Raw genomic sequence first — 19033 nt, 5'->3', positions numbered from 1 at the left:
CGCCCGAGATGCGGGCCCGCGCAGTCTTTCTTCCTCCTTCACCACTACGAGCCGTTGCAGCACGACTCGGCCCCCGTCGAGGCCATGCTCTGGGAAGGTCTGTTCCAGCTGCTACCGCAGTGCGCCGCCGTAGTGTGCGTCGACCCCTGGGCCGACTTCCTCCGCACCCGAGGCGTCCGCGACGTACGGGTGATCTACAACGCCTTCCACATGACCAAGGTCGAGCGGGCACGCGACTTCGACCGAGCCGAGTGCCGCGCGGAGTTCGGCCTCCCCCCGGACACGATCGGCGTCTACGCGGGCAAAGCCGTGCACTGGAAGGGAATCGAGAGGGTCTCGGCGGCCCTGGCCGACGCTCCCGAGCTATGGGTGATCACCAGCGGCAGCAACACCATCGGCTTCGACGGCGCGCACTTCGACGTGGAGCGTGAGCGGTACCTGCGGCTGCTTTGCGCCTGCGACGTCGGCGTCTTCCTCCCCCGTATGCGGGAGGGCTGGAGCCGCTGCGCGGCCGAGCCCTGCTGCTTGGCCTGCCCTGCCTGATTCGCTGGTGGCAGGCCTGGGCGACCTCGCCGCGCTAACCGGCCAGCCGACATCGGACCTCGGCCGCCTGCCGACGCAGGTCCGGGAACGAGCGGAGGCGCGCCAGACAGAGGCCAAGGCGCGTACGAGCCCCTGGCCAGGTTCGATCTGACCTACTTCGGCAGCGCCTGGGGCGGCCTCCTCGCGAAGGTCGCCTGACCAGCGGCTACGCCTGCGCGGCCAGCCTCTTGGCCGCAGCGTCCAGACGGGCCAGCACGCGGTCCCGGCCGAGCAGCTCCATGGACTCGAACAGCGGGAGTCCGATCGTTCGGCCGGTAACCGCGACCCGGATGGGCGCCTGGGCCTTGCCCAGCTTGAGGCCGTGCTTCTCGCCGACAGCGAGCAGGACGGCCTTCAGGTCGTCCGCCTTCCAGTCCGCGACGGTGGTCAGCTCAGTGCGGGTGTCCGACAGGATGTCGATCGCGCCCGCCTTCATCGCCTTGTTCCACGACGCCTCGTCCTCGACCGGCTCGTCGAGGAACAGGAAGTCCACGTAGCTGGTGATCTCCGACAGCAGCGCAATCCGGGTCTGAGCCAGCGACGCCGCCACCTCGAAGACGTCCTTGTCGAACGCCTCCGGCTGCCACGGCGCGCACGCGGCGGCGAACTGCTCCGGCGCCAGGGCGCGGATGTAGTCGCCGTTAAACGCCGTCAGCTTCTTCACGTCGAAGAAGGCCGGCGCGGTGTTGACGTCCTCGATCCGGAAGAGCTGCTCCAGCTCCTCGTACGGCATGATCTCCCGGTCGTCGCCGGGGCCCCAGCCCAGGAGCATGAGGTAGTTCACCACCGCCTCGGGCAGGAAGCCCTCGGCGAGGTAGTCCTCCAGCGCCACCTTGTCACGGCGCTTGGACAGCTTCTGCCGCTTCTCGTTCACGATCACCGGCAGGTGCGCCCACACCGGCGGCGTGGTACCAAGCGCCTCCCACAGCAGCTGCTGCTTCGGCGTGTTCGACAGGTGCTCCTCACCCCGGATGACCTGCGTGATGCCCTCGTCCAGGTCGTCGACGACGTTGGCGATCAGGAAGACCGGAGACCCGTCACCACGGGCGATCACGAAGTCCTCGATCGCGCTGTTCGGAAACGCCGGCTCCCCGCGGATCAGGTCGACCACGACGGTCTCGCCCTCGTCCGGCGTCCGGAACCGCAGCGCCCGGCCCTCCTCGAAGGCCAGCCCCCGCTCCCGGCAGAACCCGTCGTACCCGAGGTGATCCGAGCCCGTGCGCTCCTTCAGCTGCTCCCGGGTGCAGTCGCAGTAGTACGCCCGCCCGGCCGCGAAGAGCTGCTGAGCCGCCTCGCGGTGCCGGTCGGCGTTGTGCGACTGGAAGTACGGGCCCTCGAAGGCCGCGTCCTCGCCGTGGATGCCGATCGCCGCGAGCGCGTTGATGATCCCGTCGATCCATTCCGGCTTGTTCCGCGCCGCGTCGGTGTCCTCGATCCGCAGGACGAACGTGCCGCCAGACTGTCGCGCCACCGCCCAGTTGTAGAGAGCGGACCGTGCACCACCGACATGGAACATGCCGGTCGGGGACGGGGCGAAACGAACGCGAACCGGAGCAGTAGACATGCGCTCCAGGGTACCGCCGCCGGACGCCCCCTCTGGCCCCCGCCCACCCCGCGCCATCGTTTTCGAGCCTTCTTCGCGTTCTACTCGTCCGCCTCCTTCCACCGCTCACTACTAACGAGCTGGTGCGTGATAGCGGTTGAGGGGCAATCGCGCGAGGGTGGGATGATCCAGCCCGTGGTGATCATGATCAACCGACACATCCTCGTGCATCAGGTGTTCACAGGGATATCCCGGCAGCATCTGGCTTGCTTGGTAGAGGAGTTGGCCGCCCCGTGGCAGGCTGCTGTGGAGGGTCGTCGTCACGAGGCACGTGGCGGGGCCAGGAAACGTGAGGCGGGGGCCGGCGCCCGGCATCGCCTGGTGTTCGTCGACCGGCTGGTCGTCACTCTGATCCACCTGCGGCACGATCTCCCGCACTCTGTCCTCGCCCTGTTGTTCGGCGTCGACCGCTCCACTGTCACCCGTGCGATCGGAGAGATACGCAGGCTCCTGGCCGAACGCGGATGCGCCGTCCCCGACCGTCCTGGCCTGCGGCTGCGGACCCTGGCGGACGTCTTCGCTTATGCCCAGGCCGAGGGCATCGAGCTGCGGCTGGATGCCACCGAAGTCCAGGTCCGCCGACCCTTGGCCGGCCGCGGCGGACGCCGCGCGTTCGTCTCCGGCAAGAAGAAACAGAACACCATGAAGGCCACCGTCGTCGCCGACCACCAAGGCCGCACGCTCTGGACCGATGCCCTGCGACCAGGTCGGATGCACGATGCGACCGCCGCACGCAACGAAGGCATCGGGACCTGTTTCCAGCACTTCTCGGACGTGGAAGTGCTTCTGGACGACGGCTACCTCGGGCTCCGGCGCGACCATCCCGGCCAGGCGATCACACCGCCCAGAAAACCGAACAAGATCGCTTTGCCGCACGTACATGCAGCCAGAGAAGAGGCCCGGCACCGACACTCATCGAAGCGCATCACCGTCGAGCACGCGCTCGCCGACCACAAACGCTGGAAGCAGCTGACCCGCTGGACGCACCGGCGAGATGTCCTGCCCGACACCTACCGGGCCATCGCCGGCCTCGTCTCCGACCGCAGCACCACCGCCTGACAAAACCACCAGCTCAGGCCCGCCCATCTCCAACGCAATCACGCACCAGCTCGTTACTCCTCCTTCAACCACTTCCCGGTGCCCACCGTCGGGCTGCCTCGCGTCCAACAGCTCAGCCGCACGGCGGGCGACCGCTTCCCTGGTGCGCTCATCGCCGTTGCCTCGAACGGACGGTTCTCACGCCCCGCACGCCGCTACGCCCGGGAACACCGGATCCTCCTCATCGACAGGGACGATCTACGGCGCTGGATGGAGTGGGGTACCCCCCTGTCCGAGATCCTCGGCTCCGGCAAGCCTCCCCAGGCGTCTTCCGGCCGGGCCCTCCGGCAGGGCCCGCCCACCGCGCTGCGCATCCTGGAGCCCGATAGGGACGGCCTTCTCGCCGCGTTCACCTGGACCACCGAAATGGAGCTGGTCCAAGACGCAGCGGAGCAACTCCAACTGCACCACGACATGATTGACCGGGAGCTCACCCACGCGAGACGGCGGGAGCTGTACCGACCGGACTTCGATGAACCGTGGTGGACGCCGCTGGACGACCCCTGCCGACTTGCCGCCGGCCGTTTGCGAAAAATCCTCGCGGACGAACTGGAGAACGCACGAACGGCGTGCGCCGCGGCCGAGGAAATCTCGGACGCGCTGCGCCGCTGGTACGGACGCGACCTACGGGAACGCTACCGCCACAACGCCTTGAACAGTCCGTCCGAACTCGACGAGGCGGCACGCCTCCTCGACGCGATACGGGGCCGCGCCGCACGCATCTTTGAAGCACTGGCTCGGGACCGCGAATCCCTGCACGGCCTGGCCATGCGAGAAGCACGGGGCCTGAGATTCACCACCTCGCCGGGCAGCGTCTCGCTGGCAGCCATCCTTTCCATGTCACCGCGCGGGTTCGAGGAGATGGTCGCCGCTCTGCTCCAGCGCGACGGATTCAACGTCCTGCAAAGACACGGCGGAGCAGGCGATCGCGGCGCCGATGTCATCGCGGTCGCGCCCACCGGCGAGAAGCTGGTCGCGCAGTGCAAGCTCATCACGACCGCTCGACGCGTCGAAGTGGGCGTCCTGTACGGGTTGAACGGCACCGCACGTCCGGTACACGGCGCGGACCTCGTCGTGGCCGTCACCAGCAGCGAGTTCACCAAACCTGCATTGAAGTTCGCGCGGGAACACAACATGGTCCTGCTCGGCAACCAGGTGCTGGCACACTGGGCCACCTGGGGTGAATCTCTGCAGGAGGTCCTCGGCCTGGGCAAGGCGAATGGCCTGGACAACGCTCCACATTCACCGTGAGACTCCCCTGTCCAGGAACCGCGTCGAGTGAACGACCTCCGCAGGTGTTCCACCTCTTGCGATGCCCGACTGCCTCTCTGAGGGCGCCCTGCTTGGGCTTTTGGGCGGGGCAGAACGGACCGGACTTGGCAGAGAAGACGGAACCGGTCGCCTCGGCGGGGCCGGGGACGAGATGGCCGGTGGGGCCGTAGAGGTGTTCGGGGCTCGACCACCACGAGGGTGCACGAACGAAGGCGCGTAGCCAGTGCTGGCTGATTGCTGCTTTGAACGTGCTGCTGAAGGTTAGGTCGTGTGGCTGGGTCTTGGTCATGCGGTGCCTCAACCGAACGGGCGCCGCCGCGCCCGACTTGGAAGAGCTTGTCGACCGCAACGCAGCGGACGCACCTCGCTGGACTACGGACATAGAACCGGAGGCACCTGAGAACGCAACCAGCACCGGACAGGCACAGGGCGCCGATGCCTCCAAGCCCGACCCGACCAGAGGGCTGACCTGCCCAGGCGGCGAACTCAGGGCCTAGCGAACGCGCGTGCGGAATTCGACGAAGGACGAGCGGCTGCTGAAGGAGGTGAGCTGACTGCGGACAGGTGTCGCGTTAGAGTGGGTGCGGTTTGCTGTCCACCGCCGGCGACGGTTGTGAGCGTGAGGCCGAACAGAAGCCTGTTCATCTCCTCGCTCGTCAGCCCCAGTCCCGCGGCTACGGCGGAAGGCCTCACACCCTTTGTGCGCAGCGCCGCGAATACCTTGGTCAGCACTTGCGATGTTTCCCGCTCCCCCATGCCCTCGGGTTCGGCGGAACGGTATCCCAACCGGCTCAGTTCCGCGCAAGTCGACCTGTACTGCCAGTCCGTGAGCAGGCCCAAATCGTGCAGGCGGTAGGTCAGGGCCATGGCGGAGACCTTCCAGATCCGCTTGCCGCGGATGATCTGGTCGACGTGGGCACCCGACGGCATGTGGCCCAGGACGCTTGCCCTAGGCATGAGGAACGCGGATGCGAAGGCGTTCGCTTGGCGTTCGGCTTCGGGACCCGAACAGGCGTGCTCGTTACCATGCATCACAAGGTGCCCAAGTTCGTGAGCGGCGTCGAAGCGGCCTCGTTCGGCCGATTTCAGGGTGTTGAGGAATACGAAGGGCACGCCGTCACGCCAGACGGCGAACGCGTCGACCTCGGCGTGATCGGGGTCCAGGGAGAACACGCGCACTCCATGGGCTTCCAGAAGGTGCACCATGTTCGGTGCCGGTGCTTCCCCCAGCTCCCAGCGGGTGCGGACCATCGCGGCGGCCGTTTCCGGATCCGGCCTGCCCAGGGATGGCACGTCCACAACTGGAAGGTGGAAGCTCTCGGCGATCCAGGCGTAAAGCGTCGCACCGAGCGTTCCTGCAGCGCGGGCGGCATCCAGCACCCGTGGAGAGGTCTTACTGCGTGCCCGCCACGAGATTCCGTCGGCGGGGAGTTCCTCCAGCGGCGGCCCTTGGAAGAAGGCTGCGGGGAAGTCCAGGGCGGATGCCAGCTTGTTCAGGGTGGTGGAGCGCGGAGCGGTTCGCCCGGTTTCGTAGTTCGACAGGCTTTGCAGCGAGATACCAGACCGGTCCGACAACTGGGCGAGGGTCATCCCTCTGCGCTTGCGTGCCAGTGCGATACGGGACGGGGTCACCATGTGGGGGCTGCCTCAGCTATCGGTGGTGCCTGGTGGGGGCGGCGGACTCCGACGCCCCCACCATCGGACTCAGCGGAAATCGACAGGGATGTCGATCTCCCCAGGCCCATCATCGTTCAAAGGTTCGATTCCGTCCATCGTGAGCGCGGGAAGCGGAATCCGCCTTCCCCATTCGACCACGAATCCGTCCACGAACCGCTTAGGCCGCGACAGCTCGCAGTCGACGCGTACCGCGTCCCCGGCCTTCGTGCGGTATGACAGAAGAAACCACGTCTTCAGCGCGGCGGCTTCCTCCTCGCTGAGCGACACGCCCCTGGGCCCTGCGCCCGCCACGAACAGGGCGGTCTGGACATGTGCCGCCCCCTCGCCCTCGTTGGCTCGAGTGACCTGTCCGGTGGCGGCGCCCCGACTGCGCCCGTTCTTCGGGAACAGGCTCGCCTGGCCGGTGGCGGCGTCACCGACCATGACGCCCATCGCCATCGACCGATCGGCGTTGCAGACCAGCTCCAAGCGGCCGTGCACGAGCCGCGCCCACCCCTCGCGCTCGATATGCAGCTCCCGAATGGTGCGCACGTGGGCCTCGTAGGCCCTCCGTCCCCCAGTCCCCGTCGGGTCGTTGGGGACTGCGGTCCGCCGCGCCGCCTCGCCCGCGCGCAGAACGTCGTTCAGGTACTCCAACCTTGTCCCCATTCCGCCAAGTTGAGCCCGAACGTCGTCGGGTTCCAAGGGGGACATCGACAGGGAGAGTGGCAAGAGGACCTCCGATACACGGCAGTTGACTGGTGGAGACCTTACCTCAAACAAGGGTCCATCTTTATAAGATTTTGCGGCTTCGTCGCTGCGGACTGCGTCGGTGGGTTGCGAGAGAGATGACGGGCGCGACCTGGCTTCCGCGAACCTGTGCCCTTCCCCGCCGCGGCGGCACAGCGATTCACATGTGCCCGAGATGGACGGGCCGTCGTCGGACGAGAAGCTGGCGCTCGCCGAGCGGCGCCTGGCTGGAGACCGCGAGCCCGAGGAGGCCCGACCGGCACTGATGGCCCTGCTGTGGTCGGGCCGGCTGACCACGGACCTGGCGGCGGGACCACTGTCAGGTGAATGCGTACTGCGGAGAAACGGATGAGTCAGTGGACGACGACGCTGAGGCCGGGGCTGCCGTTCGCCTGCGAGGGTGAACAGCTCACCGTCGCGGAAATCGAAGGACGCAGCATCCTCTTGCGCCAGTCCGCGGTGGCCGGGCCGCCGAAGCTGCGACAGGTCGACATCTCGGTACTGCTCTCCCATCCCTCAACCGGGAGCCCAACGCGGGCTCCCGCCGAGACGACGGCCTCCGCTGCTTTGCTGAGCGGCCTGGCGGATGAAGAGAACGACGAGCGAGACGCGAGGGTCCAGCACCTGCAACAGGTGCTGGACCGACTTCCCGCTCGGGGATCCTGCACTGGCACTGCAAGTGGAGACGCGTGCGGCATTCCCGCCTGGAATGCCACTGCTGCAGCGATATGCGATCAAGGCTGCGCGGCTGAGTGCGCGGGTCAGTCAGCACGCCCACCGGGTCTGTACCGGCTGGAAGCCTCGCCCTGCAGTACCAGCTCTTCCGGCCAGGTCCCGCCCGCGCCCACGTCGCCCCCCCTCCTCGACCCTCTGGACGCTTATCCCGACCTTCTGCTCACGCTGACCGCCCTCCTGCGCCACGATTTGGACCGGCGCGCCGCCGCCGAAGCCCTCAAGGGTGCGTTCGCGCCGGTGCCGGCCTTGCTATCCGGGATGGTGTTGGCCTTCTGGACGACGGCACCGCTCGGCCCGGCCGAGGCCGCAGCGTGGGCGCAAAGGGCCCTGACGGTGCTGGTGGTGTCCGCGGCTACCGCGATCCCCACCTTGGACAGCAGATGGCCTATCAGGAAGACCGCAGTCAGCAAGCAGGGATGCGACAAGAGACATAACTGCCCGCAGGTGTTGGGCCAAGCCAGTGGGCGCCGTACGGGCTCCAGCCTCGGAGGAATGGCTTCAGATCGTCGGCGTGAGGTTCGGGGATGTCGAGGAGCCGAAGCGGTCGAGCCATCGGATGCTCCCGCGCCACATGCCCCATCGCCCATTCGATCCATTCCTCGGCCCTCGTTCTTTCCAGCCCAGGTGGAAGGGTCTCCGCGTGTGTACGGGCTGCCTCGAGGAACTCACTCAAGCGCGTGGCTTGACGCCAGGCCGTCTCTTGAGATTCCAGCTGCCTGACGCGGTAGTCCTCGGCGTACTGGGCGCGTGCCTCTGCCATCGCGGCTTCCCAGCGTAGGCACCTCTGCCTCGCCTCCTCGACCTCAGCCAGACGCTCGCGCTCGCTCACCTCACCGCGCAGCCCGATCTCATGGACGATCTCTGCGAGCTGGTCCTCAACGGAGCGCTCGCTGCTGTTCGCCCACTCGGACCCGTAATGCGCCTGGCCGCCGCGAAGGTCAACGCGCAGCCGCTCGGAGGGTGTGTAGTCGTACCGCGGAATCCTTGCCCACGAGTACTTCTTGGCGTCCGCGAGCTCCTTGTCCGTCGGAATGTGCTCGCTTCGGTCCATCTCCTGCACCACACGGAACTCAACCGTCTGCCCTTGCGCTGTGATCATGAAGTGCGGATCGTGCGGAAGCCAGCGGTTGTCCCCCGGCCCCTTGCCCAAGGCGCCGGCGCTACAGGTATGACCGTTGCGTTCGCTTGCGGTGAGGAGCGCGTGCACGATCCGTAGAGCGCGTTGCTGGACTGACCGTGTCAGCCCGAGCGGTTGTTTCGCCTTCAGCATCGTCCGAACAACAGCATGCGGACGGACCAGCCGTACCGGCACCTTTACCGGTTCTAGAACAGCCAGGCGCCACGCGGGAGTGTCCACGAGCTTGATCTCGACGCCATCACGGTGTCTCCCCCAGCGCAGTTCCTTGATCTTCGGGATCCGTCCGGATCTGCTCGCCGAGGCGGCACGGCGCAGCCAGGCATCGGCGTCAGGACCCGACTTGAGAACCCTGCCGCCGGCTGCGTCCAGCTCCTCCAGGAGCTGGACGGTGTACGTCTTACGCGGCTGCCGCGGAACGCGAGGTGTCGATGGTGGCGTGGTGATCTTGGGCAGCCGGGGGGCGGGAAACGCTCGCGCCGGGCTTTTCGGCTCCGGGTAGGTGCCATGTGCCAGATAATGGCGCCCGGCGTCGGTCAGCACCGCATTCCACACCCCGCCGCGTCTGGTTACCTTGGCCAGCCCACGGTTCTGCAGGGCCGGGCAGCTGGTCTTGTAGTAGGCGGAAAACCCCTCTGGGCATCCCTTTCCGACCCACTCCAGCACCGCCAGCTGCCGTTCGTTGAGTGTCCGCTTCATGCCACGCGCCTTACTACCGGTCGACAAGGTCGGCCCGGATGCTTCCAGGGACACAACCACTCGGTGCGCCATACCGAGCTGATTAACCCGAAAGGATGTGCTCGTGGGGATCGGGCGGGACTCAGCTGACCTGCCATCGGGGTTCAAGCTGCGGCTTCCCTCAGACCCTCGCCGAAGCGGGGCAGAACATCGGCAGCAGCGTCCAAACGCAGGCGTACGTAGCGAACCGCGGGTGACGGTGCCGGGGCGGTGCCGGGTGACGGTCCTGAGCTGGGAAAGGGCCCGAATCCCCGGATGGACGGGAGAACGGGAGAACGGGCCAGCATCCCGGGATCTGGGTAGAACCGGAGACGGAGCCCGGGGACGGCGCGCGCAGGCGAAGTCCCACTGACCACCTCCGGCAGCGGGAGCCCCGCCCCCGGGCCCCCACCCCGCCCCTTGACCGCCTGTACGGGCCGCTGAGCTCGTCGGCAGGTGACTTACCGCAGTGACGGCCGGAAACCCTGGAGCCGGTCGACCCGGATTTGCCCTTCGGGGTCAGGACGTAAGGCTCGTGCGCTCCCATGTCGGCCAGAAACTCGGAGACCAGTGCGCAGGCCACGACGACGGCCTCTGGTTGGTCGGTGACAATGGCGGCGAGATCGCCGGTGGTCTGCGCAGGAATCGTTGGGAGCGGCGTCGCGGGGCCATGGTTGAAGGCCTGCTCGGACGCGGTCAAGTGCACGGGTTTGTCGCTGTCGTCGAAGCAGTGCAGTGCGGCGGACAGCATCACATCGCCGGCTGCTCCGGTTTCCGCCCCCAGGCGGCGGCAGCCTGTACCAGGGCCACGAGGTCGAGTTCGAGTCCTCGTTGGAACAGCCGCTTGGGACCATCCGGGTTGGAGTGGTCGCTCTGGAGGTTGATGGGCACCGCCGCGTAGAAGCTGCCGTCCTGGTGAAGCTGGCCGGTCGGCACGCCCTCGAAACGGACTTGGCGGTGGCCAACCAGCACAGGGTGGGCCGGCTGCACGTTGGCGGTCACGCACTTGTCGGTGAGCTTTACGGAGCGGTCGAACGTCGCCTCCCGATCCGCCCATGTGCTCACCGGATGGGTACCGCGGACTGCCGGAATGACGGCCAGTGAGGTGTGACAACAGCACGGAGCGGGGCAGGCGGGCGAAGGTTCCCGGCGACCTGGTCGGGGCGGAGAACTGTCCCCCAGGTGCGCAGTGCGGCCACATTTTGGAGGAAAGGACACCAAGTAGGGAGCGGATGTCCGAGTAGTGCGCTAAAAAGCAGTACGGGACAGAAAATGTGGGGGGTGCGTGATGTTACCAGTCACCTGTAGTGGGGTCCGCGGTCGCCATTGGGCCACGACCGAGGGTCCGCTACGGAGTCGCCGGTGATGGGGTTGCCAGCGACGAGTGCGCCGTTCTTCTTCCATGAGCTGACTCTGGGCCTCGACGCTCTGCCGGCTGGGGTGAAGGAGGAGTTGATCTCCTTCCTCGAAGAGGTGGCGCAGGTACGGCGTGGGCCTTTGCATGTGTGCACCGCGTTCAACGCCGTGTACTTCGGATATGACCTTGATGCCGGCGCCTACAGCACAGACATCCTTGACCCGGAGGCGTTTACTCTCCTGGGACCCGATGTTCGGAATCTGCTGCCGCCTGTGGGTTCCTTTGTACGAATAGAGCGTGGGGCACACTCCCTATGGGGAGAAGTCTGTGCGTCGTTCGGTGCCTCGCCCGACGTCGAGGAAGACGGATGGACTCCGAGAGGACTGTCGGGAGCGCCGTTTTCGGATGGGTCGGAGGTCGCGCTCGCGCGTGCGGTGATCGACTGGGAGGCTCTGGGACCGTTGACGTCCGTTGAGTACAAGGAGCTTGCCCGCATTCGCCGGTCGCCTACTGGGGCAGTGGACCGGTGGGGCCACTTGGTGGGGACGGGCGACACGAGCGCTCTACTGTCGGGGCGTGACCACAGTGGGCTGTACCAGCAGTTCCTCATGGGCCCGGGACAGCGGTTGCTGGCGGAAGGAGACCTGGGCCCGCTGCTCCAGGACTCTGCGGACACCGTGGCGGCGGAGCGTGCTCTGCAAAGGTGCTTCAGAACCTTGGAGGAGTTGTTGCGCCAGGCTCCAGGTTTGGCTGTATGGGACCTGTATGCGCAGCCGGTTGAGCGGCATCAGCAGTTCGCATCCGGCCCGGTGGCGGCAGAGATGGTGGATCGTTTCACACGACCGGCCCCGGGAGGTACACCACGCTACACCGCGGTATGGCCGGTGCTGGTTGGTTGGGAACACAAGGTGGGTGATGAGCATGCGTTGGAGCTGACTGCGGCGGCCTCCGCAATGATTGATGCAAACCTTGCTCTGGCTTTCCAGGTCACTGCAGGCAGTCTGCGCCGCAACGTGGACTTGCGGATCGATGACAGCTGGCAGCAGGGCGGCGTCTGGCGGGCTCAAGCGCTGCCGGTCGACGCAGTGTTGGTGGACTGCGACCCATTGATCCCCGCCGGTTTGGGGCATTTGGAGCATCTCCTACCTGACGTCGCCAAATTCACGGACGACTCCAAGCCGAGGCAGACCGACTCTGTGGTGCATGTGGAGCATCTGGACGAAGCACTGCTGGTGGTTTCAGTGGCTCTCTCGGAAGCAGACCTGTCGGCCGGGCGACTGCCACTGCCAGGTGCGGTGCCGTCGCTGTTGGGCAAGGGGCCTTTGATACTGGAGGTACATCACAATCGCCAGCTGCTGAATCGTGCTCTAGCCCGGCAGTATACGCAACAAGAGCCGGGCGGACTGTCATCTGTGAAGTGGCCGGAGTCCTTCTATCCCGGCATCAAACTCACTGTGGCTGCTGCGCGTTCCGGCCGGCAGTTGATAGTCACCACGACGCTCCTACCGGCTCCCATGCAGGTGAGGGACGCTGTCCTGCACTGGTACTTCGACCCGGTGCTGCTGGCCGAGGCGTGGGGCCCGCTGGATATCCCATCCCTGGTAGGTCCCGAGCTGCCGACGCAGCGGCCGATCGGCGGGGGGCATCGGCCGCCGGTGTCGGCGCTGGAAGTACTGATCACGGCGGCATTGTTGCGTGATGGCAGGATCGGTACGGCCCGCTCCCGGTCGTTGGACGGTCAGCAGTTGAGTGCGGCAATGTTCGGCCCGGATGTGGTCACGCCGCCCTTGTTGTGGACGGTGATCCACACCTGTGAGGACATGGCGGCGGCTGGTCTCCTTACCCGGACGACGGTCGCTCACGGCGGCGTGCTGCCGGAGGTGTTCACTTGGTGGCCCGACACCGATGAGGCCCGGGAAGCACAGCAGGCCATCGTCAGAAACGTCGATGGGGCCACGCGGCAACTACGGCACTGGCGGCGTCCCTGGGAACGCAGGCTGCCTGACGGACACAACGCCACCCCCGCTGCACGTGCGCGATATGCCCAGTGGCGTATCGAGGTTGACGGCCCTGAGGCTGACACCGAGCTACCCGAGGGACACACATTTGTACGCGGCCATCGCAGGGGCGAGGGACAGGCCCCTGCCTGGCACCAACATCTGCGCCGCTGAACTGCTGAACGTCTGAACTACTGAAAGGAATCCTGTGGCACGCCGTACGCCGCGTACCCCGCATCACACGCTTGTCGAGCCGCAACGCACCCAATACCTGGCCCTGGAGCAGGCCGTCGCGGAACTGTCTGACCCCGTCGGGGATGTATTGGCATTACTCACCGAGAAGCAGCTCTCCTCAATGCTGGAGCGACTGAGCCGTAAGAGCCGCACAGCGGTTCTGCAGGAGTTGCGCACTCCGTCGGTCGGACAACCGAGCATCCACGCGGTGCGTCAAGCGCTGGGAGCCTTGCGGCGCTGCGAAGGGGCTCAGCAGACATACATCATCGGCACGCTCACCCAGCCCACGCTCGACGGTATGTGGGACGGACTGTTCACCTGGCTGGAACAAGGTTCTGACCAAAACCTTTCCGAATTGGAAGAGCTGGCTCCGGACCGGACCGTATTGCTGCTCACCGGTCTGGTGCAGTGGAGGGTCACACATCATGCGGTCCCGTTGCTGCACTTGGTGTTGCGCGACCATCCCTTGTCGTCGTGGCCTGCCGAAGGTGCCGACGCCGTTGTGGGAGCCTGCCAGGCATTCGAAAAAGCCTATCGAAGCCGTCCAGCGGACAGCACGCCGTCCAAGCCAGCGCCTCGGCCGGTGGGCATGCCCGCCGATAGCGAGGAATCCGCAGTTTCGGGTGAACCGGTCAGCACCATCGATCTGGGTACCACAGCAGCCTCTGCGACCCAGGCAGAACGATTGCGTGGTGCCTTTGCCTTGGCCATTGAGGTCGTGTCCGAAGCTGCGATGTTGTTGACGGCAGGCAGAGTGGTGCCCGCTGAGCTGCTACAACCGGTCGGGAAGGTAGCGCAGGTTGTCGATGAGGTGCACGCGGCAGTAGTGCGGGCACTACACGAGCCCGGAGCCTATCCGGAGCAGGACCTTCCGAGCTTGTTGGAGGCGCTGGAGGCGTTGGCAGTTGCGGCTGACCAGGATCACGCCATACGGGAGATCCTGCAGCGCGTCGCAGTGGCGAGCGGCCCGGTGGGACACCCCGCCATCGCACAGCTTCGTGCAGCCGCGGAGTCATTGTTGGCCGTCGGCAAGTGGACTCCGCGGCAGGCTCAGGAGGCTGAATGGCTGGCAACGGTCGCGGGACTGGCGGACGCGGTGGAATCGGACGATGACGATGGTGCCGATGCGCTGACCGAACAACTGCGTCAGGCGCTGCCCCCGGCCATCGCGCCCGTGTTGACCTTGATCCTGCGCGGCAAGGCTGTCGTTCCATCTGTTCCCAACAGCTCCGACCCTACAAACGGGAATGATCCTGAAGGCCCTCACGAAACAGCACCACAAGAATCGGCACCCATCGGGCGCCCACCCCTCCAGGAACTAGGCGGTATCCCGAACAGCGACGGTGAAATGTCTCCAGACACTGATGCAGCATTGATCCCAGTTCCCCGTCACGGGATCGACTCCGAGCCAGGAGCTCTGGCGGCTGGTCCTTCCAAGCCGGCACCGTCCTCAGCGTCGCCGTCGGTGGACCGCGCGATGACTGTCGACAGGCAATTCGCACCAGTACAACCGGCTGTTGCCCACACCACGGCACAGCTGTCAGCTACGAAGCCAGATACGCCTACTGCTCCGGCTGTCTCTCCTGTCCTTGCAGATCTGACAGGACGGGGGCAGCTGGCCCTGGCTCACCACGCCGCCAATGCCCTCGGCCACCGCCCCACCGCCTCGGCGCTGCGCGCCCTGGCTCTGGCAGAGGCCATGCGCTCAGACACAGGCGCCTGCGCCCATGAACTTCGTGCGGCGGTGACCGATCAGCTGCAGCGCGGCGTGCCCGACTCCCTGGCCGACCAGCTGATCGTGTTGGCCGCGGCCGTCCGGTCCGGTCTGCTCGCCGGAGATCCCGACAGTGGCGAGCTCGCCTTGAAGATCGCTGCACAGTGGCACGACCTACCGGGAACAAGCGCGGTTGCTACCGCGATCGGTAACGCCTCCGCCCGGGGACAGTTGTCTGGACGAACCACTCTCAACGTCCTGGCCGCCCGGCCCGACACTGGTGATGACCTCGCCGTCATCTGCGACACCGCCCGCGCCGAGCTGCGCACGGGCCCCAACCTCAGCAATCTGCGAGCCAAGCAGTTCGCCGAACAGTGGTGGGCGCCTGACGGCCGGATCGGCGCCCTGCTGCATCCAGTCGCCGACGACCGGCGGGACTTGGCAGCCGTCACTCGACAGCAACTGCGGAACCTAGGCGCGCCAGGGTCGCTCTCCGCCTTCTTGGATGCTGACGACAAAGCAGCCCGAGGCACATCCCGCAAACTCAAGAACGCTGCCCGCTCGCGGATCCTGCAGCACGCCGCCAACTCTCTGGACGTCGTCCAACAGTGGCTGGTCCTGATCGCTCAAACCCAGCCCCGTGCAACCGATCCTCTCTCGTTCCTACACGAGGCGGTCCAACCGCACCGCCAGCGCATGATCGATGAGCTGACCGCTCTGGCCGAGACCAACCCAAAGTCCCTGACTGCGGCAGCGGCGCGGAGCTGCTTGGTGAGCCTTGAGACAACAGCTCGACTGTTGGCTGGCGGAACCCTCACCGGTACTGAGCCTGAACCGTCCACCGTACTGAACAGTGACCTGCTGCGGGCCCCCGAGCTGGACTTCAGCACCCACCTGGTCCCGTCCCGTACTCCGACGCTGGACGACGTGTCAGCTGCCGACCGCGCTGACTGGGCTCAGGGTGTCCGTACGAGTATCGACCGCGAGAACTACGCCATCGCCCGGATCGCTCTGGACGCGTTGGAACAAGCGGATACCACTTCCCCAACCCTGACAGACGAACTGCGTGCCACGTTGCACACCCGGCGTGCCCATAGTGGCAGCGCGATCAGGGCCCTGCATGTCGAGCTGGCCCGCGATATCGATACCGCTACCCGGCTGGGCCGGGTACCCGAGCCCGGGCGCGCCCGGATCACTGCCCGAATGGAAGCCACGTACAGCGCTCTGGCCGGCGATGCTCTCGGTGCTGTCCGCCGCGAGTGTGAGGCCATTCAGATGGAACTCGCCGTATTGGGTGCCGAGGCCGCCCGGTCCCTGCAGGAACGGGCCACCGTCGAGCTCAACGAAGCTGACGCGCCCACTCAACTGACCGACGCTGTCCGGCAGCTGATCGTCGAAGGTGACCTCGCGACGGCCGAAGAATACTTGCTGGCGGCCCGCGAGGGGAACACACCGCCCCATGCGCAGCACACCGCGCTGGCCGACTTCGCTGCCTTTTTCCCTGCGGTCCCACAAGCCTTGTCCGACGGCATCACCCCCGCAGTGATCACCGCGGCGGAAAACGGCACGAGCCTTGGCCCTCTAAATTTCGGCCCTCTGTCCCCTGGCGACCGTAAAATCGCCGTGGCCGCACTGACCGCCTGGCACCACGTCGCCACCCGGTGGGCCCAGGTCCGCACCAACACCTACGTACTGAGCCCGGCCCTGCGTCTGGCCGGCATCGAATACGAGCGCGAGGCCGATCCCGGCCTGCCTGTCGCCTCGAACCTGCGCCGGTGGGTTGATCTGCGCGACGTGACGCTGATCGGCAAGGTCCGCCTGCCGGCTTTCGGTACGCAAGCAGACGGCCGGCTGCGGCTGCTGATGACGTCCGAGGTCACCGACGCTGCCAAACTCATCGCCTGGGTTCAGCAAGACCCCAGCTCCATCCCCGTCATGATCGCCTTCATCGGCACCCTGTCTCCCACTCAGCGCAGAGCCCTGGCCGCCGCGTGCGCCGAACATCCCGCTAAACCCGTCCTGGTACTGGATGCTGCCGCCCTGGCCTACCTGGCCTCCCGCGGCAGCGGCCAGTTCACCCTGACCGAACGCATCCTGGCCCCGTTCAGCGCCATCAATCCGTACACCCCCGACGCCAACGAAGCCGTGCCAGAGGAGATGTTCTACGGTCGCGCCGAAGAACTGTCCGCCGTCACAGACCAGCACGGTGTCAGTCTCTTGTACGGTGGGCGCAGACTGGGTAAGTCGGCCCTCCTACGGGCTGCCGGCCGCCGCCACGCCCTTACCGAAGGGCATGTCGCGCTCTACCTACCGCTGCCCAGCAACCTGGCCTCGGGCACAGAGGAAATCTGGGACATGATCTCCACCGAGCTGGGTCGGGCGGGGATCGGCCTGGCCCCCGGCCGACGCGCCTCCACCGCGTTTCGGCGTGTTCGGGATGCCATCACGGCCTGGCTCGATCAAGACCGGACCCGACGGTTGCTGCTCCTGCTCGACGAGTGCGACTCCTTCTTCGACGCCGAAGCCGACGCCGGCTTCCCTCAGACCACCCGACTGAGGGACCTGATGAGCGCGACCGAACGCCGCTTCAAGCCCGTCTTCGCCGGCCTGCACCAGGTCCAGCGCTTCGCCGGCCTCCCCAACCAACCGCTCGCTGAGGCTCACTTCGGCAGAGCCCTCGGCATCGGGCCCCTCTCCCCCGGCCCTGCCTACCGCCTATTGCAGGAGCCTGCAGAGGTTTTGGGGATCAACTTCGCGCACGACAGCCTCATCCACCGACTACTGGCTTACTGCAACTACCACCCGAAACTCCTGCAGGTCGCCGGCGAGGCCCTCGTCAGTGAAGCGCTGGCCAGCCGCACGCCCGACGGGCCACCCTGGACCATCGACAACGACATCCTCGAGCGCGTTATCGGCTCCCCGGACCTGCGACGTCGTATCCGCGATACGGTGCGCCTCAACCTCAACCTTGACCCCCGCTACAAGGTCATCGCGCTACTCATCGCGCACAACGCCCACACACACGGCATCGAACACAGCATGAGCACGCGTGCTCTGCGCCACCAGTGCGCGGAATGGTGGCCTGAGAGTTTCACCCACCACACGGCCGACGAGTTCCGTGTCCTGCTGGAAGAGATGGTGGGCCTGGGCATCCTGGCCACCGAACGTGACGGCTGGCGCCTGCGCTCCTCCAACGTCCTACGGCTTTTGGGTACCCCGGACGCCATTGAGGAAGAACTACACGCTCACGACCCCAACGACACTTCCACCCGCCTATCCATCAGCCAGGCTCGGCGGCCGCTTCCCGGCGCCCGTATCAGTCCCCTGACGGAACAGCAGATCGCAGGTCTGGTACGCCGCGATAACGCACTACGCATCGTGCTCGGCACCGACGCCACCTGCCTCGATGACGTCACCACCGCGCTGACCGACCAGCAACAACGCACCCCCAGCGAACTGGCACCCCTGATCAAACCGGCCACACCCCACGCTTACCGCCAGGCGCTGAGTGCAGGCAAGGCCCGCAGCCCTCACCGGCTGATCGTCAGTGACATGCGAGGTTTCAAGCCGGACCGCGTCGAAACCGCTCTGCGTGACGCCATCACCCGCCAACCCGCCTCGGGCGTAACTCGCTGCGTCATCGGCCTCATTGACGCCGGGAATCGCGAACACCTTGAGGTCCTGTCCCACTATGCGGAAGAAGACATTCTTGTTCCCCTTCAACGCGCCACCATCGATGGCATTCGCAGTTGGGTCACCCCCACGGACGTCCTGACCGCCTTCAATGCCCCGGAAGACCGTCGCCGCCTCTTCTCCACGACCGGCGGTTGGCCAATTCTGCTCAATCAAGCCGCCGAGCTGGCCGCCACCAGGCACAGCGCACCGGACATCTGCCGCACCCTGCACGATGCCCTCGCCACACCCGCCGGCGCCAACCAGTTTCTGGAAGCAGCCGCCCTCACCGGTCCGGCGCTGCAGGACATCTTGCACGACCTGTCCGAACTCGACGAGCCCCTGGCCGTAGACGATCTCGTGGACCTCCTCGCTTCAGACCACCCAACCGCCGCCGACGCTCTCGCTACCCTGCGCCACCTGTCAGCCCTGACCGAGACGCCCGGCACCGACGACTCCGCATTGGAAGCAATTGTTGCCACGGCCTGGCGCGCACACGGACCACGCTGAC

11 protein-coding genes are annotated in these 19033 nt (G+C 66.4%); 6 read left to right on the top strand and 5 right to left on the bottom strand.

All coding sequences use genetic code 11. The annotated features are described in order from the left end of the window. Positions 1 to 54: 54 nt before the first annotated feature. Complete coding sequence (locus tag OG978_RS48405) at positions 55 to 543, top strand: hypothetical protein (RefSeq protein ID WP_442817873.1); 489 nt, start codon at positions 55 to 57, stop codon at positions 541 to 543. 205 nt (positions 544 to 748) lie between these two features. Here OG978_RS48405 and gltX read toward each other — a convergent pair whose 3' ends face one another. Beyond that, positions 749 to 2098: a glutamate--tRNA ligase gene (gene gltX / locus OG978_RS33280; RefSeq protein WP_326770243.1), complete on the bottom strand. Its 1350-nt coding sequence runs from the start codon at positions 2096 to 2098 to the stop codon at positions 749 to 751. Positions 2099 to 2329: 231 nt separating this feature from the next. Here gltX and OG978_RS33275 point away from each other — a divergent pair, with 231 nt between their 5' ends. Next, positions 2330 to 3244, top strand: coding sequence for a transposase family protein (locus OG978_RS33275; protein WP_326770242.1), 915 nt, complete (start codon positions 2330 to 2332; stop codon positions 3242 to 3244). A 78-nt stretch (positions 3245 to 3322) separates the two neighbouring features. After that, complete coding sequence (locus tag OG978_RS33270; RefSeq protein WP_326768762.1) at positions 3323 to 4534, top strand: restriction endonuclease; 1212 nt, start codon at positions 3323 to 3325, stop codon at positions 4532 to 4534. Positions 4535 to 5041: 507 nt separating this feature from the next. Here OG978_RS33270 and OG978_RS33265 read toward each other — a convergent pair. Together OG978_RS33265 and OG978_RS33260 are read right to left on the bottom strand one after the other, a co-directional pair. Continuing rightward, positions 5042 to 6190: a helix-turn-helix domain-containing protein gene (locus OG978_RS33265; RefSeq protein ID WP_326768761.1), complete on the bottom strand. Its 1149-nt coding sequence runs from the start codon at positions 6188 to 6190 to the stop codon at positions 5042 to 5044. 69 nt (positions 6191 to 6259) lie between these two features. After that, on the bottom strand, positions 6260 to 6868 hold the full coding sequence (locus OG978_RS33260; protein ID WP_326768760.1) for a hypothetical protein: 609 nt from the start codon (positions 6866 to 6868) through the stop codon (positions 6260 to 6262). A gap of 259 nt (positions 6869 to 7127) precedes the next feature. Between OG978_RS33260 and OG978_RS33255 the strand changes: the two genes are divergently transcribed. Further along, complete coding sequence (locus tag OG978_RS33255) at positions 7128 to 7313, top strand: hypothetical protein (protein WP_326768759.1); 186 nt, start codon at positions 7128 to 7130, stop codon at positions 7311 to 7313. A gap of 786 nt (positions 7314 to 8099) precedes the next feature. Here the strand turns inward: OG978_RS33255 and OG978_RS33250 are convergent. After that, positions 8100 to 9530, bottom strand: coding sequence for a hypothetical protein (locus tag OG978_RS33250; protein WP_326768758.1), 1431 nt, complete (start codon positions 9528 to 9530; stop codon positions 8100 to 8102). Between the two features lie 768 nt (positions 9531 to 10298). After that, a complete protein-coding gene (locus OG978_RS33245; RefSeq protein WP_326768757.1) occupies positions 10299 to 10613 on the bottom strand; it encodes a hypothetical protein in 315 nt (104 codons plus the stop codon). A gap of 300 nt (positions 10614 to 10913) precedes the next feature. Here OG978_RS33245 and OG978_RS33240 point away from each other — a divergent pair, with 300 nt between their 5' ends. Both OG978_RS33240 and OG978_RS33235 read left to right on the top strand, forming a co-directional pair. Then, positions 10914 to 13076, top strand: a complete 2163-nt coding sequence (locus tag OG978_RS33240) for a hypothetical protein (protein ID WP_326768756.1) — start codon at positions 10914 to 10916, stop codon at positions 13074 to 13076. Between the two features lie 34 nt (positions 13077 to 13110). After that, entirely contained in the window at positions 13111 to 19032 is a 5922-nt protein-coding gene (locus tag OG978_RS33235) for a hypothetical protein (protein WP_326768755.1), read from the top strand. The last annotated feature ends 1 nt before the right edge of the window (position 19033 follow it).

This window comes from Streptomyces sp. NBC_01591, assembly GCF_035918155.1.
GTDB lineage: Bacteria > Actinomycetota > Actinomycetes > Streptomycetales > Streptomycetaceae > Streptomyces.
The sequence above is the reverse complement of the archived record's forward strand: the minus strand, read 5'-3'. Positions and strand labels throughout refer to the sequence as shown.